The sequence below is a fragment of the Streptomyces sp. NPDC034103 genome, from assembly GCF_055575395.1.
Window position 1 is genome coordinate 155,693 of record NZ_JBVISS010000015.1, and the last position, 23,934, is coordinate 179,626.

Annotated in this window: 19 protein-coding genes; 6 read left to right on the forward strand and 13 right to left on the reverse strand. The window is 71.8% G+C overall.

What is annotated here, in order from left to right; all coding sequences use genetic code 11:
- The first annotated feature begins 18 nt into the window (after positions 1 to 18).
- Positions 19 to 990, forward strand: a complete 972-nt coding sequence (locus ACZ56U_RS31395; protein ID WP_469087330.1) for an LLM class flavin-dependent oxidoreductase — start codon at positions 19 to 21, stop codon at positions 988 to 990.
- Positions 991 to 1,104: 114 nt separating this feature from the next.
- Here ACZ56U_RS31395 and ACZ56U_RS31400 read toward each other — a convergent pair whose 3' ends face one another.
- From ACZ56U_RS31400 to ACZ56U_RS31415, 4 genes are all read right to left on the reverse strand, one after another.
- Positions 1,105 to 2,526 carry a sugar porter family MFS transporter gene (locus ACZ56U_RS31400; RefSeq protein WP_469087331.1) on the reverse strand — a complete coding sequence of 474 codons (1,422 nt, stop codon included), beginning with the start codon at positions 2,524 to 2,526 and terminating at the stop codon, positions 1,105 to 1,107.
- 162 nt (positions 2,527 to 2,688) lie between these two features.
- Entirely contained in the window at positions 2,689 to 6,276 is a 3,588-nt protein-coding gene (smc, locus tag ACZ56U_RS31405; RefSeq protein WP_469087332.1) for a chromosome segregation protein SMC, read from the reverse strand.
- A gap of 217 nt (positions 6,277 to 6,493) precedes the next feature.
- Positions 6,494 to 6,697, reverse strand: a complete 204-nt coding sequence (locus tag ACZ56U_RS31410) for a hypothetical protein (protein WP_360838035.1) — start codon at positions 6,695 to 6,697, stop codon at positions 6,494 to 6,496.
- 382 nt (positions 6,698 to 7,079) lie between these two features.
- Positions 7,080 to 7,361 carry an acylphosphatase gene (locus tag ACZ56U_RS31415; protein ID WP_391232500.1) on the reverse strand — a complete coding sequence of 94 codons (282 nt, stop codon included), beginning with the start codon at positions 7,359 to 7,361 and terminating at the stop codon, positions 7,080 to 7,082.
- Positions 7,362 to 7,534: 173 nt separating this feature from the next.
- Here ACZ56U_RS31415 and ACZ56U_RS31420 point away from each other — a divergent pair, with 173 nt between their 5' ends.
- Together ACZ56U_RS31420 and ACZ56U_RS31425 are read left to right on the forward strand one after the other, a co-directional pair.
- The gene (locus ACZ56U_RS31420; protein ID WP_469087333.1) at positions 7,535 to 8,704 is read left to right on the forward strand and encodes a CAP domain-containing protein; all 1,170 of its coding nucleotides are present in this window, start codon (positions 7,535 to 7,537) and stop codon (positions 8,702 to 8,704) included.
- An 83-nt stretch (positions 8,705 to 8,787) separates the two neighbouring features.
- Positions 8,788 to 9,177: a winged helix-turn-helix transcriptional regulator gene (locus tag ACZ56U_RS31425; RefSeq protein ID WP_469087334.1), complete on the forward strand. Its 390-nt coding sequence runs from the start codon at positions 8,788 to 8,790 to the stop codon at positions 9,175 to 9,177.
- On the opposite strand, the gene mutM is transcribed toward ACZ56U_RS31425, so the two are convergent.
- The 8 genes from mutM to recG form a co-directional block, all read right to left on the reverse strand.
- Positions 9,150 to 10,010 carry a bifunctional DNA-formamidopyrimidine glycosylase/DNA-(apurinic or apyrimidinic site) lyase gene (gene mutM / locus ACZ56U_RS31430; protein ID WP_469087335.1) on the reverse strand — a complete coding sequence of 287 codons (861 nt, stop codon included), beginning with the start codon at positions 10,008 to 10,010 and terminating at the stop codon, positions 9,150 to 9,152. The two genes, ACZ56U_RS31425 and mutM, sit on opposite strands and share 28 nt — an antisense overlap.
- Before the next feature lie 82 nt (positions 10,011 to 10,092).
- Entirely contained in the window at positions 10,093 to 10,902 is an 810-nt protein-coding gene (rnc, locus tag ACZ56U_RS31435) for a ribonuclease III (protein ID WP_469087336.1), read from the reverse strand.
- Positions 10,903 to 10,921: 19 nt separating this feature from the next.
- On the reverse strand, positions 10,922 to 11,095 hold the full coding sequence (gene rpmF, locus ACZ56U_RS31440) for a 50S ribosomal protein L32 (RefSeq protein ID WP_007493396.1): 174 nt from the start codon (positions 11,093 to 11,095) through the stop codon (positions 10,922 to 10,924).
- 2 nt (positions 11,096 to 11,097) lie between these two features.
- Entirely contained in the window at positions 11,098 to 11,742 is a 645-nt protein-coding gene (locus ACZ56U_RS31445; RefSeq protein WP_469087337.1) for a YceD family protein, read from the reverse strand.
- Between the two features lie 132 nt (positions 11,743 to 11,874).
- Complete coding sequence (locus tag ACZ56U_RS31450; protein ID WP_469087338.1) at positions 11,875 to 12,957, reverse strand: cell division initiation protein; 1,083 nt, start codon at positions 12,955 to 12,957, stop codon at positions 11,875 to 11,877.
- Positions 12,958 to 13,031: 74 nt separating this feature from the next.
- On the reverse strand, positions 13,032 to 13,511 hold the full coding sequence (coaD, locus tag ACZ56U_RS31455; protein WP_391233006.1) for a pantetheine-phosphate adenylyltransferase: 480 nt from the start codon (positions 13,509 to 13,511) through the stop codon (positions 13,032 to 13,034).
- A 26-nt stretch (positions 13,512 to 13,537) separates the two neighbouring features.
- The gene (rsmD, locus tag ACZ56U_RS31460; protein WP_469087339.1) at positions 13,538 to 14,125 is read right to left on the reverse strand and encodes a 16S rRNA (guanine(966)-N(2))-methyltransferase RsmD; all 588 of its coding nucleotides are present in this window, start codon (positions 14,123 to 14,125) and stop codon (positions 13,538 to 13,540) included.
- Positions 14,126 to 14,203: 78 nt separating this feature from the next.
- Positions 14,204 to 16,414, reverse strand: a complete 2,211-nt coding sequence (recG, locus tag ACZ56U_RS31465; RefSeq protein ID WP_469087340.1) for an ATP-dependent DNA helicase RecG — start codon at positions 16,412 to 16,414, stop codon at positions 14,204 to 14,206.
- A 162-nt stretch (positions 16,415 to 16,576) separates the two neighbouring features.
- Between recG and ACZ56U_RS31470 the strand changes: the two genes are divergently transcribed.
- Positions 16,577 to 18,403 carry an HSP90 family protein gene (locus ACZ56U_RS31470; RefSeq protein WP_469087341.1) on the forward strand — a complete coding sequence of 609 codons (1,827 nt, stop codon included), beginning with the start codon at positions 16,577 to 16,579 and terminating at the stop codon, positions 18,401 to 18,403.
- Positions 18,403 to 21,633: a tetratricopeptide repeat protein gene (locus ACZ56U_RS31475; protein WP_469087342.1), complete on the forward strand. Its 3,231-nt coding sequence runs from the start codon at positions 18,403 to 18,405 to the stop codon at positions 21,631 to 21,633. Before ACZ56U_RS31470 ends, ACZ56U_RS31475 begins: the two co-directional genes overlap by 1 nt.
- 56 nt (positions 21,634 to 21,689) lie before the next feature.
- Here the strand turns inward: ACZ56U_RS31475 and ACZ56U_RS31480 are convergent, their stop codons facing one another.
- The gene (locus ACZ56U_RS31480; protein ID WP_469087343.1) at positions 21,690 to 23,480 is read right to left on the reverse strand and encodes a DAK2 domain-containing protein; all 1,791 of its coding nucleotides are present in this window, start codon (positions 23,478 to 23,480) and stop codon (positions 21,690 to 21,692) included.
- A gap of 259 nt (positions 23,481 to 23,739) precedes the next feature.
- Here ACZ56U_RS31480 and rpmB point away from each other — a divergent pair, with 259 nt between their 5' ends.
- A complete protein-coding gene (rpmB, locus tag ACZ56U_RS31485) occupies positions 23,740 to 23,925 on the forward strand; it encodes a 50S ribosomal protein L28 (RefSeq protein ID WP_033282681.1) in 186 nt (61 codons plus the stop codon).
- The last annotated feature ends 9 nt before the right edge of the window (positions 23,926 to 23,934 follow it).

Genomic DNA, 23,934 nt, shown 5'->3' on the forward strand with positions numbered 1-23,934 from the left:
GACTGAAGGGGGACCCCCATGCCCGTCACGGTCGTACGCTTCAACCTCGTCGAGCCCGACGCGACCCCCGGCTCCCTGCGCGCCCGCTACCAGGCCGCCCTGGAGATGGCCGCGTACGCCGACGAGCACGGGATCGGCACCGTGCAGACCGAGGAGCACCACGGTGTCGCCAACAACTGGCTGCCCTCGCCGTTCGCCTTCGCGGGGGCCGTCTTCGGCGCGACCCGGCGTCTGGCGGTCACCGTCAGCGCGGTCATCGGCCCGCTGCACGACCCGCTGCGCCTGGCGGAGGAGATCGCCGTACTGGACCTGCTCAGCGGCGGCCGGCTGGTGACGGTCGCCGGGATCGGCTACCGGCCCGAGGAGTACGCCCAGTTCGACGTGGACTGGAAGCGGCGCGGCATGCTCCAGGACGAGCTTCTGGAGACCCTGCTCAAGGCCTGGACCGGCGAGGAGTTCGAGTACCGCGGCCGTACGGTACGCGTCACCCCGCGCCCCTTCACCGACCCGCACCCGCTGCTGCTGGTCGGCGGCTCCTCCCGGGCCGCCGCACGCCGGGCCGCCCGCCTCGGCCTGCCCTTCTTCCCCAGCGCGCACCTGCCGGAGCTGGAGGCGTACTACAAGGAGCGGCTGGTGGAGTACGGCACCGAGGGCTGGACCATGATGCCCGCCGCCGAGACGCCGCTGCTGCACATCGCCGCGGATCCGGAGCGGGCGTGGGCCTCCTGCGGCCCGCACTTCCTGCACGAGGCACGGACCTACGCCTCCTGGCAGTCCGGTGACATCCGGTCGGCCGTGAGGTCGGCGGCGACCAGCGTGGAGGAGCTGCGCGCGGAGGGCGTGTACCGGATCCTGACGCCGGAGCAGTGCCTGGCCCAGGGGCTCGACAACCTCGTCCTGCATCCGCTGGCGGGCGGGATGCCGGTGGCGGAGGGATGGCGCAGCCTCAGGCTCTTCGCCACGGAGGTGCTGCCCGCGCTGAAGGGCTGAGCGGCCCGTGACACACCGCCGCCCCGGCTCGGGCAGTGGCCGAGCCGGGGCGGCGGCAGGATCCGGGGAGAAGGGCAGCGGGGATGGGCCCGTCCCCCCGAGTTCGCGGGGGCCTCAGCCCATCTCCTCCAGCGTCTTGCCCTTCGTCTCCTTCACGAACTTCAGGACGAACGGGATGGAGAGCGCGGCGAAGACCGTGTAGATCACGTAGGTCGCGGAGAGGTTCCAGTCGGCCAGCGACGGGAAGCTCGCGGTGATGGCCCAGTTGGCGATCCACTGCGCGGAGGCGGCCACGCCCAGGGCGGCGGCGCGGATGCGGTTGGGGAACATCTCGCCGAGGAAGACCCAGACGACCACACCCCAGGACAGGGCGAAGAAGAGGACGAAGACGTGGGCGGCGATCAGGGCGGTCCAGCCCTGCGCGGCCGGCAGCTTGCCGTCGACCAGGTCGAAGGAGAAGGCCCAGGCCTCCAGCGCCAGACCGATCACCATGCCGACCGAGCCGACGAGGGCCAGCGGCCTGCGGCCGACGCGGTCCACGAAGATCATGGCGATCACGGTGCCGACGATGTTCACGATCGACGTGGTGAAGGAGTAGAAGAACGAGTCCGTCGGGTCGACACCGACCGACTGCCACAGCGTCGAGGAGTAGTAGAACGCGACGTTGATGCCGACGAACTGCTGGAAGACCGACAGGCCGATGCCGATCCAGACGATCGGCTTGAAGAAGAAGCTCCCGCCGAGCAGGTCCTTGAAGGACGACTTGTGCTCGGACTTCATCGCCTGCTCGATCTCGCCGACCCGGGCGTCCAGGTCGACGCTCTCGCCCTCGACCTCCTTGAGGATCTGGCGGGCGCGCTCGTGCTTGCCGACGGAGATCAGAAAGCGCGGGGACTCGGGGATCGCGAAGGAGAGAAGGCCGTACAGGACGGCCGGGACCACCATGACGCCGAGCATGACCTGCCAGGCCTCCAGGCCCATCAGCTTGCCGCGCTGGTCACCGTCGGCCGCGTTCAGCAGTCCCCAGTTGACCAGCTGCGAGATCGCGATGCCGACGACGATCGCGGCCTGCTGGAAGGAGCCGAGGCGACCGCGGTAGGCCGGTGGGGCGACCTCCGCGATGTAGGCGGGGCCGATCACGGAGGCCATGCCGATGGCGAAGCCGCCGACCACGCGCCAGAAGGCGAGGTCCCACAGGGCGAAGGGCAGGGCCGAGCCCACCGCGCTGACCGTGAAGAGCACGGCCGAGATCTGCATGCAGCGGATACGGCCGATGCGGTCGGCGATCCGTCCGGCGGTCGCCGCGCCGATGGCGCAGCCGATCAGGGCGATGGCGATGACCTGGGCCAGCGCCGCGGAGCCGATGTCGTAGCGGTCCCGGATGGCCTCGACGGCGCCGTTGATCACGGAGCTGTCGTAGCCGAAGAGGAAGCCGCCCATCGCGGCCGCCGCCGCGATGAAGATGACATGTCCGAGGTGCTCGGGATGAGCCGCTCCGGCCCCTGACTTCTGCGCCTGTTGCGCTGTGCTGGTCACGTTCAACTCCTAAGGCCATCGGCAACGCTGCCTGAAGGCAAGAACAACGATGCAGACCTTATGCCTTCAAGTTATGAAGTCACCAGGGGAAGCGGTGTGAGAAAACAGGCATCGGTGCAGCACTTGGGTTCAAGGATTGAAGAAATTGAAAAGGGGTAGACGCTACCGCAGCCGTTGGCTGATGACCTTCGAGACACCGTCGCCCTGCATGGAGACGCCGTACAGCGCGTCGGCGACCTCCATGGTCCGCTTCTGGTGCGTGATCACGATGAGCTGGGACGCCTCCTGCAGCTCCTGCATGATCCGGATCAGTCGCTGCAGGTTGGTGTCGTCGAGCGCGGCCTCGACCTCGTCCATGACGTAGAACGGACTCGGCCGGGCCTTGAAGATCGACACCAGCAAAGCTACGGCGGTGAGGGAACGCTCGCCACCCGAGAGCAGGCTGAGCCGCTTGACCTTCTTGCCCGGCGGACGCGCCTCCACATCGACACCGGTGGTGAGCATGTTGTCGGGGTCGGTGAGGATCAGCCGCCCCTCGCCCCCGGGGAACAGCCGGCTGAAGACGCCCTCGAACTCCCGGGCGGTGTCGCGGTAGGCCTCGGTGAAGACCTGCTCGACCCGCTCGTCGACCTCCTTGACCACCTGAAGCAGGTCGGCGCGGGTCTTCTTCAGGTCCTCCAGCTGCTCGCTGAGGAACTGGTGCCGCTCCTCCAGCGCCGCGAACTCCTCGAGGGCGAGCGGGTTGACCTTCCCGAGCTGCTGATACGCCCGCTCGGCCGCCTTGAGTCGCCTCTCCTGCTCGGCCCGGTGGAACGGCTTCGGCTGGTTGCGCGGATGCTCGGGGTCCTCCGGCAGCTCCTCTCCCTCGGCGGGCGGGGAGGGCGGGACGAGCTGGTGCGGGCCGTACTCCGAGACGAGCCCGGCCGGCTCGACGCCCAGCTCCTCCAGGGCCTTGGTCTCCAGCTGCTCGATCCGCATCCGCTTCTCGGCGCCGAGCACCTCACCGCGGTGCACCGAGTCGGTGAGCTTGTCGAGCTCGGCCTTCAGGTCGCGCCCGGTGCCACGGGCCACGGTCAGCTCCTGCTCGCGGCGCGCCTTGGCGGCCTCGGCGGCGGCCCGCTCCCGCTGCGCCCGCCCGAGCGACACCTCGACGTGCGCGAGAAGCTGCCGGGCGCCCGAGGCGACGGCCTCGGCGACGGCGGCCTCATGGCGCAGCCGGGCCCGCCGCTGCTCGGCACGCGCGCGTGCGTCGCGCTCCGCCCGGGCGGCGCGGTCCAGGGAGTCGGCGCGGCCGGCGAGCCCCTTGACCCGCTCCTCGTGCGTACGGACCTGGAGCCGGGCCTCCATCTCGGTCTGCCGGGCGTTGGCGCCGTCGGCGGCGAGACGGTCCCGTACGGAGGTGTCGGGCTCCTCCTCGACCGGCATCTCCTCGGCGACGGCGAGACGTTCGGCGAGTTCCTCGACGTCCTGGAGCGCCTTGTCGAGCGCGTCCTGCGCCCGTGCGGCGGCCGCGGTGGACCGCTCGGCCTCCCCCGCGGCGCCGCGCGCCTGGCCGGCGAGGCGACCGAGCTGCTGGGCCACGGCCGACTTCTCCCGGTCGGCGGCCCGGCGGCGCTCCCCGAGTTCCTCGACGAGGGCCGCGGCCTGCTTGCGCCGCTCCTGGGCCTCGTGCTGGGCCTCGGCCAACTCCTCGCACCGCCCCGCGAGTTCCTCCAGCTCGGCGGCTGCCTCGTCCACGGAGGCCTGGACCTCGAGGAGGCTCGGGGCACCGGCGGAGCCGCCGTGGGCGAAGTGGGCGCCGAGGAGGTCGCCCTCGGCGGTGACGGCGGTGAGGTGGGGCTGGGAGTAGACCAGTTCCTCGGCGTCCTCCAGGGTGGCGACGACGACGATGCCTCGCAGCAGCCGTCGTACGGCGGGCATGAGGTCGGAGGGACCGCGGACGAGATCCGCCGCGTACCGTCGCGTGGTGTCCGCGGGCTCGTCGGGGCCGGTCGCCTGGCTCCCCGCGCCCCGTCCGGGCCCGTCCTCGGGGCCGCCCGCCAGGAGGAGCGAGGCCCGTCCACCGTCCTGCTTGCGCAGCAGGCGGATCGCGTCCGCCGCGGCCGAGGGTGACGTGACCGCCAGCGCGTCCGCCGCCGCTCCGAACGCCGCCGCCAGCGCCACCTCGTGGCCCGGGGTCACGCTCAGCAGTTCCGCCGCCGGGCCCAGCAGGCCGGTGAGGCGGTCCTTCGCGCCCAGCAGTATGCCCGTCCCGTCCTTGCGGCGCAGCCCCAGTGCCAGCGCCTCGTGCCGGGCCCGCGTCGCCGCCCGTCTGCGTTCCGCGGTCGTGGCGGCCTCCCGGGCGGCCGTCAGTGCCGCCTCCGCGTCCGCCAGCGCCGCCCTCGCCGCGTCGTGCTGTTCGGCGAGTTCGGCGTCGCCCGCGTCCAGGCCGTCGACCTCGGCCTGGAGTGCCTCGTACTCCTCCTGGGCGGTGACGGCGCGTTCCTGGGCCTCGTCCCGGGCGGCGGCCAGGCGGTCGATCTCGGCCTGGGCGGAGGCGGCGCGGGAGCGGGCCGCGTTGACCTGGCCGCTGAGGCGGGCGAGGCCCTCGCGGCGGTCGGCGATGGCGCGGGCGACGTCCTTCAGGCGCCGTTCCTCGTCGGCGAGCGAGCGTTCCAGTTCGGCGCGGTGGGCGACCGTGTCCTCCAGGGCGCGCTCGGCCGCCTCCAGGGCCGCCTCCAGCTCGGCCTCCTGCTCCCGGATCCGGGCCGCCTCACGCTCCATGTCCTCGGGGTCGCGGCCCCGGCGTTCCTCCGGCGGCGCCGAGGTCGCGCTCTTCACGCGCGCGTCGGCGAGCGAGACGGTGCCGCGCACCCGCTCGGCGAGCTGGGAGAGCTCGTACCAGGTCTGCTGGGCGCGCTGGAGGCGCGGGGCCAGCCGGCGTACCTCGTCCTCCAGGAGGGCCTCCCGCTGGAGGGCCTTCTTCAGCTCCTGCTCGGCGTCGTCCTTGCGCTCCTTCAGCGCGGCCTCGTCGGCGACCTCGGCCCTGAGCGCCTGGCGCAGTCGTACGAGGTCGTCGGCGAGCAGCCGCAGCCGCGCGTCGCGCAGGTCCGCCTGGATCACGGCGGCCCGCCGGGCGACCGCCGCCTGGCGGCCGAGGGGCTTGAGCTGTCGGCGGAGTTCGTCGTTGAGGTCCTGCACGCGCGCGAGGTTGGCCCGCATCGCGTCCAGCTTGCGCAGGGCCTTCTCCTTGCGCTTGCGGTGCTTGAGCACACCCGCGGCCTCTTCGATGAAGGCCCGGCGGCCCATCGGATCGGCGTGCAGGACGGAGTCGAGCTGGCCCTGGCCGACGATGACGTGCATCTCGCGGCCGATGCCGGAGTCGGACAGGAGGTCCTGGATGTCCAGCAGGCGGCAGGTGTCGCCGTTGATCTGGTACTCGCTGCCGCCGTTGCGGAACATGATCCGCGTGATGGTGACCTCGGCGTACTCGATGGGCAGCGCCCCGTCGGAGTTGTCGATGGTCAGCGACACCTCGGCCCGGCCCAGCGGGGGCCGCCCGGTGGTGCCGGCGAAGATGACGTCCTCCATCTTGCCGCCGCGCAGCGACTTGGCGCCCTGCTCGCCCATGACCCAGCTGAGGGCGTCGACGACGTTGGACTTCCCCGAGCCGTTCGGGCCGACGACGCACGTGATCCCGGGTTCGAACCGGAGGGTGGTCGCCGAGGCGAACGACTTGAACCCGCGGAGGGTCAGGGCCTTGAGGTGCACGCCGCCGGACTCTACCCGGCGCGGTTGTCTCACTCCATGAACGCGCTGTGTCCCGCGGTTTCACCCATGAACGCGCAGGGCACATCAGACGTTATAGAGAGTGAGGGAAGCGCGGGGGAAAGAAAGAAGGGACGCCGAAGCGTCCCTTGCAACTCTGACAACTTAGCGGTTGATACGGGCCGCCCAACCACTGCGTGTGTCGTGCGCGATGCAGTGATCAGGTGAGCGCAGGCTCCGCCTGGTGTGCGTCGATGCTCTCCATAAGCGAGTCGTGAGAAGCGGCAGCCGCGAGCGCGTCGTTCTCGGCCTGGATCCGTACGAGCTCGGATTCGAGGTCCTGAACACGCTGCTGGAGCCGTCGCATCTCGGCGATGAGTCGCGGGTCGGAGCCGCCGACGTAACCGAGAAGCGCCTTTGCCATGATGGATGGTCCTCCACACTGAGTGACCGACCGAAGCGGTGTGGGTCGTGAGGGATTGACACCCGCGATGCTTGGCACTGTTGAGTTTCTACTGCCGTTCAACCATGCCAAACAGCTAAGGTGCGTGGGGTGTATTTAGCGTCTCACCAAAAAGTTTGACGGTCAACACGATCACGCCCTGTATTGGCGGGCAACCCGGGTGTGCGCGGCCGGGAACGGCGGCGCCGAGACTCCTGCGGGGCCCTCAGGGCGTAGCGATCATTCTTAAGTGCGGAGCCTCCCAGGAAATGCCGTTCTTGGCAACCACCTGGGGCTTTCTGCTTCGGGCAGGTGCCCGTGGCATGCCCCTCCGCTTCCACCCGGCCCGCTTCACGGAACCGACTCAGCGGATGGCGAAGCCGTCGTATCCGCCCCGGGGTGTGTCCCAGATCTCGGTGACACCGTCCACGCGTCCGGGCGTGTCGTCACCCTGGAGCCAGTCGAGCAGTCCCTCGCAGCCGCGTCGGGGGCCTTCGGCGACCACCTGGACCCGTCCGTCGTCCAGATTGAGAGCAAAACCACTCAGCCCGCCGAGCTCCAGCGCCTTGGCCCTGGTGAACCAGCGGAAACCCACACCTTGGACACGTCCTCGCACCCAGGCGACCAGTCGCACATCCTCGCTCATGAGTGCAACCTAACCAACCAATGTCTCTCTGGACTCTCCCTCCCCTGGCGCCATGCGGTACCGTCCCCTGCCAATGAATCTCATACGAAACTCACTCGATCGTGTGGGTTTTGTGAGTTCGGTCCGACCGCTGGGGACGAGTCGGCCACACAGGACGAGGAAGGCCAGGACACATGGGACGCCACCGACGCTCCGCCGCCGGCCGCGCCGCCACGGGCCGCGCCACCACCGGGGTCGCACCAACAGAGGGCTCCTACCCGAGCGGCTACGACCCGCAGCACTCGTACAGCTTGGACCAGCAGTTCTCATACGACTTCGACGCCGACGCCCGGGGTCCGCACACCGAGTACCCCACGATGGGCATCGCCCCCTATCTGAACCCCGAGGCCCACGCCGCCCGCAGTGACGCCTACCTCTACGCGACGGACGACGAGTACGCCCAGGTGACCGGGACCGTGGCGTTCGCGAGCGAGGGCTTCTCGCCGGACGACGGCCCGCGACGCGGATCCGCGCACCGCAGGCGCAGGAAGAAGGTCGTGACGCCGGTCAGGACCGGCCTGCTCGGCGTCTCCGCGGCGGTCGCGATCGGCACGGTCGCGGTGGCCACGGGCGTGGTGCCCGGCCTCGACAACTACCAGCTCGGCGGCGGCAACGCCGACAAGGTGCAGGCGGCGGACACCCCGACCAACTCGGCGACCGAGCAGGGCGGCACCTCCGGCAGCGCCGACAGCACCGGCACCGGCACCGGCACCGCCGACGGCCGGGACGACGAGGCCGCCAGCCGCGACGGTGAGCGCGCGTCCTCGCCGACGCCGTCCGCCTCGGCCTCGCCCTCGACGGCCGCGCCCACCAAGACCCCGTCGAAGAAGCCGTCGGCCACGCCCAGCAAGAAGCCGGAGACCACCCCGTCGCGCGTGGCGACCAAGGCGCCGGCGAACACCAAGGCCCCGGTGGCGGTCTCCGCGGAGGCACAGGCGGAGGCCGAGGTGCTGAAGCTCGTGAACGAGGAGCGGGCGAAGGTCGGGTGCAGCCCGGTCGCCGCCAACAGCGCGCTCGGCAAGCTCGCCGAGGACTTCAGTGACGCGATGGCCGCGCAGGGCTTCTTCGACCACACCGACCCCAGCGGCAACACCCCCTGGGACCGGGCCGAGGCGGCGGGCATCACCGGCCTCGGCGGCGAGAACATAGCCCGGGGACAGGCCGACGCGGCCGCGGTGATGGAGGCCTGGATGAACAGTCCGGGCCACAAGGCGAACATCCTGAACTGCGACTTCCAGACCCTGGGAGTCGGCGTGCACTTCGGCCCGGGCGGCCCGTGGTGGACCCAGGACTTCGGTTACTGATCGTAAGAGGGAGCACCGAGGGAGCACTAACTCACAGTTAGTGCTCCCTTCTGGTTAGCGCTGCGTTCGCGTACGCTGGAGGTATGGACACCACGCAGGATCTCGCCCTCCCGTACGACGTGTTCGCCAAGGCCTGTCCCTCGCGCGGCACGCTGGAGCATGTGACGGGGCGCTGGGGCGCGCTGACGCTGGGCGCCCTGTTCGAGGGCTCCCTGCGCTTCAACGAGCTGCGCCGGCGCGTCGACGGCGTCAGCGAGAAGATGCTCTCCCAGACCCTGCACGCGCTGGAGCGCGACGGCCTGGTGCACCGCGAGGCCCAGCCGACCAACCCGCCCCGCGTGGACTACGAACTCACCCCGCTGGGCCGCGGTGTCGCCGAGCGCCTGATCGGCCTCATCCACTTCGTCGAGGGCCGCATGGACGACGTGCTCGAAGCCCGCAGGAGCTACGACGCGGCGCGCGGCGCCCGCTGACACGTCGGGCAGAAGTAGCTGGACCGGTTCATCCAGGGCCGTCGGCGCATCGGTGTGGCGCACCGCTTGCAGGGCAGTCCCTCACGGCCGTACGCGTCGAGCGAGCGGTCGAAGTAGCCCGACTCCCCGTTGACGTTGACGTACAGGCTGTCGAAACTCGTGCCGCCCACCGCCAGGGCCGCGTTCATCACGTCCCTTACGTGGCCCAGGAGTTCCGCCGTGCGCGGGCGGGTGAAGCCGGCGGTCGGGCGCTCGTAGTGGATGCGGGCGCGCCAAAGGGCCTCGTCCGCGTAGATGTTGCCGACTCCGCTGATCAACGACTGGTCGAGCAGGGCCCGTTTGATGGTGCTGCGCTTGCGGCGCAGGGCTTGGTGGAAGGCCTCGTCGTCGAACAGCGGGTCGAGGGGGTCGCGGGCGATGTGCGCGATGACGTCCGGCAGACCGTCCTCGGTGTTGTCGTGCAACGACAGCCCGCCGAAGGTGCGTTGGTCGACGAACCGCAGCTCGGTGCCCAGGCCGTCGGCGAAGCGGACCCGGATGCGCAGATGCTTCTCGTCGGGCGCCTCGCACGGCTGGACCAGGAGCTGTCCGCTCATGCCGAGGTGCGCCAGGACCGACTGGTTGGTGTCCTCCAGGGGCAGCCACAGGTACTTGCCGCGGCGGCTCGGCACACCGACGCGGTGGCCCTTGAGGCGGTGCGTGAAGTCGTCGGCGCCGGCGATGTGACGGCGTACGGCGCGCGGGTGCAGCACCTCGGCCGCGGCGACCGCGCGGTGGGCGACCCACCGCTCCAGACCGCGTCGTACGACCTCGACCTCGGGCAACTCGGGCATCGGATCCCCTGTGGCAAGCCGGTGGATGAACCGAGCGCCCGCCCCGGTGCGGGACGGGCGCTCGGCGTACTGCGCTGTGCTGTCAGGCGGAGGCGGGCGTCTCGCCGGCGCCGGCGTCAGCGCCGACGACGTCAGCCTCGGCGGCCTTCACTGCGGCCACCTCGGCACGCTCGTCCGCCGCGGCCCGGATGGAGCGCCAGGCGGACTCGGCGGCCTGCTGCTCCGCCTCCTTCTTGCTGCGGCCGGTGCCGGTGCCGTACGAGACGCCTCCGACGCGGGCGGCAGCAGTGAAGGTCTTCTCGTGATCGGGGCCGGTCTCCGAGACCAGGTACTCGGGCACGCCGAGCCCTTCGGTCGCGGTGAGCTCCTGGAGACTGGTCTTCCAGTCCAGGCCGGCACCGAGGTTGGAGGACTTCTCGATCAACGGGTCGAAGAGCCGGTGGACGAGTTCGCCCGCCGCGTCCAGACCCTGGTCGAGATAGACCGCGCCGATCACCGCTTCAAGGGTGTCGGCGAGGATGGACGCCTTGTCCCGGCCGCCCGTGCCCTCTTCACCACGGCCGAGCCGGATGAAGGAGCCCAGGTCCAGCCCGCGGCCGACCTCCGCCAGCGCACGAGAGTTGACCACCGCGGCCCGCAACTTGGCCAGTTGGCCTTCGGGCAGGTCGGGGTGGGTGCGATACAGCGTGTCCGTGACCACGAGGCCGAGCACGGAGTCCCCGAGGAACTCCAGGCGCTCGTTGGTGGGCAGACCGCCGTTCTCGTACGCGTAGGACCGGTGGGTCAGCGCACGCACCAGAAGGGCGGACTCGAGTTGGTACCCGAGCCGCCCTTCCAACAGCGTGTGGGACGAGGCCGTGTTGTCCGCAGAGTTCTTCTTCGGAGTGGACACTGTGCCTCTCACCAGCCGCTCAGACCTCGAGGACCTGGCGCTTGTTATAGGTGCCGCAAGACGGGCACGCGATGTGCTGCAGCTTGGGCTCGTGGCAGCGCTCGCACGCAACCAGGGTGGGGACCGCAGCCTTCCACTGCGACCGGCGGTGGCGCGTGTTGCTGCGCGACATCTTCCGCTTCGGAACAGCCACGGCTACTTCTCCTGCTTCTCGTCGGCGCCCGGTTCGGCGCCGCTGATCTCGTCCTTATCGCCGGGTTCGAGTGAACCGGCGAGTCCCTGCAGTGCCGCCCAACGAATGTCGACGGCGTCATGGTGGTGGTCCGGGTCGTCCGCCAGCCGCGCTCCACACTCGGAGCACAGACCGGGGCAGTCGTCCTGGCACACCGGCTGCATCGGCAGGGCAAGCACCACCGCGTCACGCAGCACGGGTTCGAGGTCGAACAGGCCGTCCTCGAGATAGAGCCTGTCCTCGTCTTCCTCGGCGTCGTCGGCCGGTTCCGCCTTGGGGCGGCCACGGTCGTCGGCGTCAGGGTACGAGAACATCTCCTGGAAGTCCGCTTCGAGCACCAGCTCCAGCGGCTCCAGACACCTTACGCACTCCCCCTCGGCCTGTGCACGGGCGGTGCCTGTGACGAGCACCCCTTCCATGACCGACTCGAGTCGGAGCTCAAGCTCCACCGGGGCGCCTTCCGGCACTCCGATGACTCCCTGGATACCGAGGTCCTTGGGGGCGTCGATCTCGCGGGTCAGACGCTGCAGCGCACCAGGACGTCGCCCCAGCTCGTGCGTATCGAACACGAGAGGGTTGCGGTGGTCGAGGCGGGCGTTCAGGGCCATTCCTGCTTTCGATCTTCGAGCTCAGAGGGACGCTGCCCTACGGTGTTCCCGGGCAGCGTTGATCGCGGACGTACACGCGACCGAAGAGCCAGGATACTGGACCTTTCCCTCACGGCCCAATCCGGTGGTTCCTTACTGGCCGCGACGCTGTTCGTAGGCCCTCAACTGCTCCGGCGTGATCATGCCGGTGTCGAAGAGGCTGGTCTCGTCGAGGGCGTACGACTGCTGGGCGTGCTCTGCCTGCCGGTCGTGCTGCTGGTCGGGCTGGGCCTGCTCGTGCTGGGCCTGTCCGGGGTCGTAGGCGGCCTGCTGGGTGTCGTAGCCCTGGTAGGCGTACGGATCGGCCTGCTGGTAGCCGTAGGGGTCCGGCTGCTGGGCGTAGGCGGGCTGCGGGAAGCCGCCGCCGTAGGTGTCGCTCTGCTGGTAGCCGTAGGCCGGCTGCTGGTCGTACTGCTGCGGTACGGACTGCTGCTCGGCCTGGGCCCGGTTGTCCTGCTCGGCCAGGGCCGCGAGGTCGGCAAGGTAGTCGGCGTCGCTGGAGTGCTGGACGGTGCCGGTGTCGTCGGCGAGGGCGCCGAGGTCGTCGGTGGCGATCCGGCCGTGCAGCTTCTGGCGGCCCTTGCCGACGGCCTCCAGGGTCTTGGTGAGGACCGCCTCGAAGGCGCCCAGCTTGGTGTCCACATAGGCGTCCGCGTCCCGGCGCAGGGTCTCGGGGTCGTGGCTGCGCTCGGGGGCGTCCTCGTCCTCGTAGCCCCGCTCGTCGAGGCCGGGGCCGGTACCGAGGAGCTTCTCGCGGCCGCGGCCGACGGAGCCGATGGTCTTGGTGAGGACGACCTCGAAGTTGGCGAGCTTGGAGTCGACGTAGTCGTCGGCCTCGGCGCGGACCTCCTCGGCCTCCTTGCGGGCCTCGGCGAGGATGCGGTCCGCCTCGGCGCGGGAACGGCGGGCGACCTCGGTGTCGGAGATCAGCGAGCCGCGCTCGGCGTGCGCGGTGGAGATGATCCGCTCGGCCTCCTGGCGGGCCTGCTCGACCATCGACTCGCGGTCACCGATCAGCTCCTGGGCCTGGGCGAGGGAGCCGGGCAGGGCGGCCCGGACCTCTTCCAGCATCGCGAGCAGTTCGGCGCGGTTGACCACGCACGAGGCCGACATGGGCATCGACCGGGCGCCCGAGACCGAGGCGACGATCTCGTCGAGCTTCTTCTGCACGTCCACCTGTGCTCGCCACTCTCTACCGATGTGTTGGAGACGGACGGGACGACTGTAGCCCCCTCAGCCCCGCAGCCCCATCAGTCCTTGCGCAGCCGCTCGTTGAGCGCCTCCAGGACCACCGGCGGCACCAGGTGGGCGATGTCTCCACCCCAGGTCGCGACCTCCTTGACGAGCGAGGAGGACAGGAAGCTGTAGGTGGGGTTGGTGGGCACGAAGAGCGTCTCCACGCCCGACAGGCCGTTGTTCATCTGGGCCATCTGCAGCTCGTAGTCGAAGTCACTGACCGCGCGCAGGCCCTTGACGATGGCCGGGATGTCGCGCTGCTTGCAGTAGTCGACGAGCAGGCCGTGGAAGGCCTCCACCCTGACGTTGCCGTACTCGGCGGTCACCTGGCGGATCAGATCGATCCGCTCGTCGATCTCGAACAGGCCCTTCTTGGACTTGTTGATCATGACCGCGACGTAGACCTCGTCGTACAGACGGGAGGCGCGGGAAATGATGTCGAGGTGTCCGTTGGTGATCGGGTCGAACGACCCGGGACAGACGGCGCGGCGCACTTGTGATCCCTCGCTCTCCGGTCCGGTCATCGTGCGTCTTCGCACGTAGAGGCGGCGCGACCGTACCAAAAGGTTCCCTCGCCGTAGCGACGGGACCGGAGCGGCTCGAAACCGTCCGGCCAGAGGAATTCGCCGCCTCTGGTGCTGCGCTCCACGGTGACGAGCGCCTCCGGCGCGAGCCAGCCCTCCGAGCGGAGTGTGAGGAGAATCTCCCGAAGATCGTGATCCGTGACCGCGTACGGGGGGTCGAGGAAGACGATGTCGTACGGCTCGTTCGGCGCCGGTTGCCGGATGATCTGTTCGGCCTTGCCCGCGCGGACCTCGGCGCCGGGCAGACCGATGGACTGCACGTTCTCGCGGATGACGCGGGCGGCGCGGGCGTCGGCCTCGACGAGGAGGGTGTGGCTCGCGCCCCGGGAGAGGGCCTCCAGGCCCACCGCGCCGGAGCCGGCGTAGAGGTCGAGGACGCGTTCGCCGTCCAGGGGGCCGCCCAGCAGGGACTGCCACGTGGACAGGAGACCTTCGCGTGCGCGGTCGGAGGTGGGGCGGGTTCCGTTTCCCGGCGGTACCGCCAGGCGGCGACCGCCGGCTGCGCCGGCGATTACGCGGGTCATCTTCGGTCCTTGTTCGGGGGTGGTGTCAGGTTCAGTGTGGCTGGTCGCGCGGTTCCCCGCGCCTGTGGGGAGTCTCCCTCACCCCTTGTCCAGGTACTGCTCCCTCTCCTCGTCCAGGAGGGCGTCCAGGGCCGTGCGCAGAGCCGGGAGGTTCTGGAGTTCCGGGTCGGCCGCCACCACCGCCACCGCTTCCTCCCTGGCCTCCGCGATGACCTCCTCGTCCTCGATGACGGCCAGCATCCGGAGGCTGGTGCGGGCCCCCGACTGGGCCTGGCCGAGGACGTCGCCCTCGCGGCGCTGTTCGAGGTCGATGCGGGACAATTCGAAGCCGTCCAGGGTCGAGGCGACCGCGTTCAGGCGCTGGCGGGCCGGGCTGGCCTCGGGCATCTCGGAGACCAGCAGGCACAGGCCCGGCGCCGAGCCACGACCCACGCGGCCGCGCAGCTGGTGGAGCTGGGAGACGCCGAAGCGGTCGGCGTCCATGATCACCATGGCGGTGGCGTTGGGGACGTTGACGCCGACCTCGATGACCGTGGTGGCGACCAGGACATGCGTCTCACCGGCGGCGAAGCGGCGCATGACCGCGTCCTTGTCGTCGGGGTGCATACGGCCGTGCAGCACCTCGACCCTGAGGCCCTTCAGCGGACCCTTGGCCAGGTGGTCGGCCACGTCCAGAACGGCGAGGGGCGGACGCTTCTCGGCCTCGTCCTCGGCGGACTTCTTCTTCTTGGGGTCCACCTCCTCGTCGCCGATGCGGGGGCAGACGACGTACGCCTGGTGGCCGTTGTCCACCTCCTCGCGCACCCGTTCCCAGGCCCGGGCCAGGAAGTGGGGCTTGTCGGCGGCCGGGACCACATGGCTGGCGATCGGGGAGCGGCCGGCCGGGAGCTGGTCCAGGACCGAGGTCTCCAGGTCACCGAAGACCGTCATGGCGACCGTGCGCGGGATGGGGGTGGCGGTCATGACGAGGAGGTGCGGGGGCTGCTTGCCCTTGCCGCGCAGGGCGTCGCGCTGCTCGACGCCGAAGCGGTGCTGTTCGTCGACCACGACCAGTCCGAGGTCGTGGAACTGCACCTTGTCCTCGATCAGCGCGTGCGTGCCGATGACGATCCCGGCCTCACCGGTGACCAGGTCCAACATGGCCTGCCGGCGCGCGGCCGTCCCCATCGACCCGGTGAGCAGCACGACCTTGGTGGCGTGCTCGGATCCGCCCAGCATTCCGCCCAAGGCGAGCTCGCCCATCATCTCGACGATCGAGCGGTGGTGCTGCTGGGCGAGCACCTCGGTGGGGGCGAGCATGGCGGCCTGACCGCCCGCGTCGACGACGGCGAGCATGGCGCGCAGGGCCACCATCGTCTTTCCCGATCCCACCTCTCCCTGCAGCAGCCGGTGCATCGGGTGCTCGGTGGCCAGGTCGTCGAAGATCTCCTTCGACACCTTCTGCTGGCCCTCGGTGAGGGTGAAGGGCAGGCGCGCGTCGAAGGCCGTCAGGAGGCCGTCAGGCCTGGGTCTGCGGGCGATGGCCGGGAGTTGGGCGTCGGCGTGCCGGCGGCGGGCGAGGGCCACCTGGAGGACGAAGGCCTCGTCCCACTTCAGGCGGGAGCGGGCGTCCTCGATGTCGGCCTTGGTGTGCGGGCGGTGGATCTTGAGGAGGGCCTCGGGGAGGGACACCAGACCGCGGCCGTCCCGGAGGGAGTCCGGGAGCGGGTCCACCGCCTCCTGGGCGCTGGGCAGCACCGTCTGGACCGCCTTGCCGAGCTTCCAGGACTCCAGCTTGGCCGTGGCGGGGTAGATCGGGATCAGGGCACCGGCCCAGGACTCCACCGTCTCCTGGGCGTCTCCGCGCAACAACTCATAGGCGGGGTGCGCCAGTTGGAGGCGGCGGTTGAAGACGGAGACCTTGCCGGCGAACAGCGCGCGGGTGCCCGGCAGGAGCTCCTTGTGGGGCTTGTGGACGCCGGCGCCGAAGAAGACCAGTTGGAGGCGGCCGTTGCCGTCGGTGATGGTGACTTCGAGGCGTTGGCCCTTGCCGCGGGGGGCCTTGGCCGAGGCGAAGGTGTGCAGCCGGGCGTCGGCGACCTGGGCGACCACCGTGACGTGCTCGTCCATGGGGAGGTCGGCCAGGTGGGTCAGCTGGCCCCGCTCCTCGTATCTGCGCGGGTAGTGGTGCAGGAGGTCGCCGACGGTGTGCAGGCCGAGATGCTCGGCCATCACCTTCGCGGTGGCGGGGCCGAGCACTGACTTCAGCGGCTGTTTCAGGGGTTCTTCCAGTGCGGGCACGAGATCCATTGCACACCACCGCACTGACATTGCCGTATACGTCTGGGAAACCCCTGGTCAGGCGGGCTGTTCCGGCTCTAGGATGGCGCGCTCCGGCCATCTAGCGGTCACCGCCCCACCGGGACCGCCCGACCCCGCGCCGACGACCTCCCCACCCGCGGCGCTCCAGCGATGGACTCCCAGACCTCTCAGGCATCCCAGGCTCCTCAGGCATCTCATACGTTCCAGGTCGACCTGCGTGGTCTGGTGGACCTGCTCTCCCATCACCTCTACTCCAGTCCGAAGGTCTATCTGCGCGAGCTGCTGCAGAACGCCGTGGACGCCATCACCGCCCGGCGGGCCGAACAGCCCGACGCCCCGGCCCGGGTGAGGCTGTACGCCGAGCACGGCACCCTGCGGGTCGAGGACTCCGGCGTGGGGCTGACCGAGGCGGACGTGCACACCCTGCTGGCGACGATCGGGCGTAGTTCCAAGCGCGCCGAGGGCCTTCAGGAGGTGCGCTCCGACTTCCTCGGGCAGTTCGGCATCGGTCTGCTCGCCTGTTTCGTGGTGGCCGAGCGGATCCGGGTCGTCAGCCGCAGCGCCCGTACGCCCGGAGCGGCGCCCGTGGAGTGGACAGCGAGCGACGACGGTTCGTACACCGTGCGCACGCTGGCTCCGGAGGCCCGGCCCGAACCCGGCACCACCGTGCATCTGACGGCGCGGGCCGGGGCCGCCGAGTGGCTCACCCCGGAGCGGGTGCTCACCCTGGCACGGGACTTCGGCTCGCTGCTGCCCTACGACGTCCGGGTGGGCGACGAGGCGGTCACCGACCTCCCGGCCCCCTGGGACCGGCCCTACCCCTCCCCCGCCACCCGCAGGGTGGCCCTGGCGCGGCACTGTCACGACCTGTTCGGGTTCACGCCGCTGGACACGATCGAGCTGACCGTGCCGCTCGCCGGGGTCCGCGGGGTGGCGTACGTGCTGCCGTCGGCGGTCAGTCCGGCCACGCGCGCGACGCACCGCGTGCACCTCAAGGGCATGCTGCTGACCGAGCGCGCCGAACAGCTGCTGCCGGACTGGGCGTTCTTCGTGCGCTGCGTCCTGGACACCGACAGTCTGCGGCCGACGGCCTCGCGCGAGTCGCTGTACGAGGACGAGACGCTGGCCGCCGTGCGGGAGGCGCTGGGCGAGCGGATCCGGGGCTGGCTGACGGGGCTGGCCGCGGGCGACCCGGAACGGCTGGCGGCCTTCCTGTCCGTGCACCACCTGGGCGTGAAGTCGCTGGCCCGGCACGACCCGGACATGCTGCGCACGATGCTGCCGTGGCTGCCCTTCGAGACGACCGACGGCCGGTTGTCCCTGGAGGAGTTCGCGCAGCGGCACCGGGTCGTGCACTTCACCCGGACCGTTGAGGAGTTCCGCCAGGTCGCGCCGATCGCGTCCGCGCAGGGCGTCGGGGTGGTCAACGGCGGTTACACGTACGACAGCGACCTGGTCGAGGCGCTGCCCTCGGTGCGGCCGGGGACGGTGGTGGCCGAGCTGGACACCGACACCGTGACCGCGCACCTGGACGCCGTCGACCCGGCCGAGGAACTGGCGCTGTCCGGCTTCCTGGCGGCCGCGCGGGCCGCGCTGGACCCGCTGGGCTGCGATGTCGTGCTGCGCGCCTTCCGCCCCCTGTCCGTGCCCGCGCTGCACCTGGACGACCGGGCCGCCCGGCACGAGCAGGCGCGCGCGGAGGCCGAGGCGCAGGCCGACGACCTGTGGGCGGGCATCCTCGGCTCGCTGCGCGGCGGCGCGCCCCGCGCGCGTCTGGTGCTCAACCACCTCAGTCCCCTGATCCGGCGGATCAGTTCGCTCGGCGATCCCGAGCTGATCGGCACCGCCACGGAGTCGCTGTACGGGCAGGCGCTGCTGATGGCGCAGCGACCGCTCAGGCCCGCCGACTCGGCGCTGCTGAACCGGGCCTTCATCGGCCTTCTGGAGTGGGCCACGAACGGCGAGGAGGGTCGCTGATGAGCGAGATCACGGACTTCGACACCCTGCGCCGGGCCCTGGCGGAGAACGGCGAGCAGCCGGAGGGCCCCGCCCGCAACGCGCGCGCGGAGCAGCTGCTGGCGGCGGCCGAGAAGCTGGACATCCCGCTGGCGGTGATCGAGGCGCTCGGGCACCAGCTGAAGGTCTACAACTACAGCTCCGAGAAGGACAAGATGTTCGTCCCCTTCGCGCGCCTGCTGCGCATGTGGGACGAGCGGCCCGAGGACTTCGACGAGTACGAGACGCACACCCTGCACTGGGTCTTCAAGTGGGTGTCGGCCGGCATGCTCGACCAGCCGCACGTGCCGCTCGCCGCCATCGAGAAGTGGCTCGGCGAGATGGAGCACCGCTACCGGCTCGCCGGACACTCCGAACGCGCGGTGCGCAGCGCCGAGTTCAACGTCGCCGCGCATCTCGGGGACGTGCCGCGCGCGGAGCGGGCGTACGCCGCGTGGCTGGCCGCCGACCGGGACGTGATGGCCGACTGCCACGCGTGCGAGCTGCACGGACAGGGCTGGTGGCAGGCCGAGCGGGGCCGGGACGAGGAGGCGCTGCGGCTGTGGGCACCGGTCCTGGAGGGCGAGCTGACGTGTGCCCATGAGCCGCACACCGCCCTCGCGGCCTCCCTGCTGCCGCTGCTGCGGCTGGGCCGCCTCGATGAGGCACGCGCGCACCACCTGCGGGGTTTCCGGCTCGTCCGGACCATGGAGAGCATGCGCGGGGCGTACGCCGACCATGTCGAGTTCTGCGCCCTCAGCGGCAACGAGGCGCGCGCGCTGGAGCTGCTGGCGGAGCGCCCCGCGTACTTCACGGACTCCGGGCAGCCGCGCAGCCGGCTGGAGTTCCTGAGCGTGGTGGCGCTGCTCATGGACCGGCTGACCGGGCTCGGCCTCGGTGACCGGCAGGTACCGGGACCGGCCGGCCACGCGTGGACGGCCCGCGAACTCGCCGCGCACGCGCGTGCGGACGCCCTCGACCTGGCCGCCCGCTTCGACGCGCGCAACGGCACGGCACACGTCAGCGAGCACACCCGCGCGCGAATGGCGCAGGAGCCCCTGGCGGAGCGGTTGCCGCTCGGGGTGCGGACGACGAGGACCGCCACCCCGGTGGCCGCGTCCCCGCCCCCGACGCCGGTGCGTGAGGACGCCGAGCCGGATCTGACGGCCCTGATCGCCGAGGCGCGGCGGCTGTCGGACGGGCTGCGGCCGAACGCCGTCGAGGCGTGGGAGGCGGTCTCGCGGGCGGCCGAGGGCATCGATCTCGACCCGCGCGACCAGGCCGAGATCGCCGACCACCAGGCCATGGACCTCGGCCCCGAGGGCGTCGGGCTGTTCGAGCGCGCCGCCGAGCTGTACGCGCAGGCGGGCGATCCGGGCGAGGCGCTCGCGGCACGCGCGCGTGGAGCGTTCGTACGCGCTCTGGGGGGCGACACGCGGGCGGCGCTCACGGCGATCGCCGGCCCCTACGACGAGGTCCTCGCGCTCTACGCCGAGGACGCCACCGGCGTACGGCAGACGGCGTCGGTGCTGATGGCGCGGGCGCGGATCCTGATGCGGCGGATGCACGAGGGCGGGGAGGCGCCGGAGGGCGCCGACGCCGGGGTGCCGGGCGGGGCGGCGGCCGACGAGCCGACGACCTACGAGGACGCGATGATCCAGGAAGGGACGATCGACGAGGGGGAGAGCCCCTTCGCCCCCGGCAGCCCTCTGGAGGTCGCCTTCTCCCTGGACGAGGAGCCGGCCGGGACGAAGGCGTCCCACGAGTTCGCCGACACCGCCGCCCTCCCCGAAGGCAGCCCCAGGGCGGCCGGAACCGCTCCCGGCCCGCTCCCCGCCCCCTCGGTCCGCACCGCCGCCGAGACCGCCGTACGGGAGGTGCTCGCGCTCGTCGACGGGCGCGCCGGGGACGACGTACAGCTCGCCGCGCGGGCCGCGGAGGCGCGGGCGATGCTGGCGGAACTGGCCGAGGACGCCGGGGAGCCGGCCGCGGCCGCGGAGCTGTTCGAACAGGCCGCGGCGGGTTACGTGGACGCGGGGCTGCCGTGGTTCGCGGTGGAGTACGAGGCCCGGTTGGCCCTGCTCGCGCACCATCTGGGCGACATCGCGCGGACCGAGCGGGCGCTGCGGGCCGCGCTGGCCCACGGTGGTCCCTCTCTGGAGGCGGTCGGACGGGCCCAGCTGCACCTCCAGCTCGCCGAGGTGCTGGGCGGCCGGGGCTCGGCCGAGGAGGCCGCCGAGCACGCCCTGGAGGCGGCGCACTGGGCCGACGAGGCCGGTGAGGCGCGGACGCTGGGCGCGTGGGCGCGGCAGATGCTCGGCGGGCTGCTGCTGCGGCAGGGGCGGTGGGCGGAGGCCGCGGAGGTGCTGGAGTCGGCACTGGCGGACCTGAGCGCCGACCGGCACGGCGACGGCGCGGTCGTCCAGGCGCAGTGGTGGCTCGGCGACTGTCTCGGCGAGCTCGGCGAACACCGCGCGGCGGCCGAATGGCGCCTTCAGGCGGCCGAGATCGCCGCCCTGTGGCCCGAGCAGCACGACCACGCGACGCTCGCCCACCTCGCCGCCGAGTCCCTCGGCAACGCGGGACTGTCCGTCGAGGCGGACCGGGCGTACGCGCGCGCGGGCGACCTGTGGCTGTCCCTGGGCAACGTGCACGGCCTCGTCCGGTCGCTGCGCGCCCGCGCGTGGCTGGCGTTGCGCGCGGAGCAGGGGCAGAGCGAGGCCCGGGAGTTGATGGACCGTGCGGTACGGGCGTGCGAGGAGGCGCTGGCCGCGGGTCCCGGCGACGCGGAGGCGCGGCTGCGGCTCGTCGCCGAGCTCGGGCACACCCGCCGGCAGTTCGGTGACCTGCTCGCCCGGTCCGCCACCGAGGACGCCGACGACGACTCCATCCAGGCCGCCCTGGAGGACGCCCTGTCCCAGGTGACCGAGGCCGTCGTGGTGTTCGCCTCGCTGGGCGACGACGCCCTGCACAGCCGCACCGGCGCCGAACTCGCCGCGGGCTGGCTGGAGGCGGACCTGAGCCGTCCCGACCGGGCGGCGGCACGCGCGCGTGCGGTGCTGGCGGCGTACGAGGCCTACGACGCCCACGGGGCCCACGAGTCAGCCGACGGGGGCGAGGAGAGCAGCGGCGAGGAGACGGGCGCCGACGAGACGGTGCGGGCCCGGCGCGCGGAGGCGGAGCAGCTGCTCCAGGTTCTGGAGGGCCAGTAGCCGCGGGGCGGCCCCGGGTCTGAGGGGCCGCAGGGCCGCAGGGCCGCGGGGCCGGTCTACTCGACCCCGATGAGCAGGAGCGCCCCTTGCCGTCCGCCCCGGTAGACCACCGTGTCGACGGCGAGGTAGGTCTCACGCACGCGTGCCTCGAGACGGTCGGCGATGGACTCGGGTGCCTCGTCGCCCAGGACGAGGGTGACGAGCTCCCCGCCGGCCGAGAGCATGCGGTCCAGGACCGCCTCGGCGGCCGCGACGACGTCCGAGCCGATCACGGCGACGTCCCCGTCGATGAGCCCGAGGACGTCGCCCGCCTCACAGATGCCGGCCAGCGTCCAGGACTGGCGTTCGGCGACGGTGATCTCGGCGTAACGGGTCGCGCCGGCCGCCGAGGTCATCGACACGACGTCCTCGTCGAAGCGGCGCTCGGGCTCGTGCACGGCGAGCGCCGCGATGCCCTGGACCGCTGAGCGCGTCGGGATCAGGGCGACCCGGATGCCCTCCGCGCGGGCCTGCTCGGCGGCGGCGGCCGCGGTGTGGCGCAGGTCGGCGTCGTTGGGCAGCAGGACGACCTCGCGCGCGTGGGCGCGTCGTACGGCCTCCACCATCTCCCCGCTGGCGGGCGGCTCCCCGGGGCGCGCGAGCACGGCGGTCGCGCCGGCCTCGGCGTACAGCCCGGCGAGCCCCTCCCCGGGCACGACGGCGACCACGGCCCGCTGCACCCGTTCCCGGGGCGCACGTTCTCCGCCCTGGGTGTGGACGTCGCCGAGCCCGAAGTGGGTGATCCGGATCCGGTAGGGGCGTCCGGCCTCGACGCCCGCCTCCACGGCGGCGCCCGCGTCGTCCACGTGCACGTGGACGTGCCACAGCCCGTCGCCGCCGACCACGACGAGCGAGTCCCCGAGCGCGTCGAGCCGCGTCCGCAGCCGGGCCACGGCGGTGTCGTCGGCCTCCAGGAGGTAGATCACCTCGAAGGCGGGTCCCCCGGCCTCCGCAGGGGCGTCCGCGCACTCCTCGGCGTCCTCGGCCTCCGAGACCGGGGACGTGATGACAGAGGCGGCGGACGTGACCGCCCCCACAGCCGTGACCGCCCCCGCGGCCGCACCGGAGGGCGTCCCGGACTCCCCGCGCGCGTGCGGCGCCGCGACGCCCACCGCCCCCGGCGTCTCCCCCGTGAACGTCTCCACCAGCGCCCCCAGCACCGCGACCAGCCCCCGCCCCCCGGCGTCGACCACCCCGGCCCGCTCCAGCACGGCCAGCTGCCCCGGGGTCTCGGCGAGCGCCACTCGCGCCCCCGCGTACGCGGCCCGCGCGACGGACCCGCAGTCGCAGCCGTCGCACAGTTCGGCCGCGTCGGCCGCCGCGGAGGCGACGGAGAGGACCGTGCCCTCGACCGGGTGAGCCACGGCCTGCCGGGCGGAGTCGGCGGCGTGCCGCAGGGCGAGCCGCAGTCCGGTGCCGTCGGTGTGAGCGGTCTCACCCTCGGCGGTGAGCACCTGGGCCATGCCCCGCAGCAGCTGGGCGAGGATCGTCCCGGAGTTGCCCCGCGCGCCTATGAGCGCGCCGTGCGCCATCGCCCGGGCGGCATCGGCCGGCGTCGGCCTGCCGTCGCCCTCCGCGCCCGTGCGGGGGCCTCCGGGTCCGAGCCCGTGTCCCTCGAAGGCGGCCTCGACGGCCGCGGCGGCGGACTCCATGGTCAGGTAGAGGTTCGTGCCGGTGTCCCCGTCGGCGACGGGATAGACGTTGATCGCGTCGATCTCCTCGCGGGCCCGCCCCAGGGCCGTCAACGCGAGGCCGCACCAGGTGCGTACCGCGAGAGCATCGAAGAATGTCTGCGGCACCTGCGCCACCTGCGCCTCCTTGAGCAGCCCGGATGTGGGACGCAGCGTAGACCTTGAAGGGGTGTCCACCGGAAGAGGGCTGGGAGCAGGGCCCTGAGCAGCCATGGTAGTTTCGTTCTGCTGGCGCAGTCGTTGTATGCTGCTCCGGTTGCCCGATACCCATCGGGCCATTCCCCTGGCAGTGCCACTCAGATCTCTGATCCTACGATCTCGATCCCGGCCCGCCGGGATCCCACCGTAAGTGCATCTGAAGTCTTTGGAGTGACCCGTGGCTGCCAACTGCGACGTCTGCGGCAAGGGCCCGGGCTTCGGCAACAACATCTCGCACTCGCACCGCCGTACGCCGCGTCGCTGGAACCCCAACATCCAGCGCGTCCGTACCGTGGTGAGCGGGACGCCGAAGCGCGTGAACGCTTGCACCTCGTGCATCAAGGCCGGCAAGGTCTCGCGCTGACGCACAGCT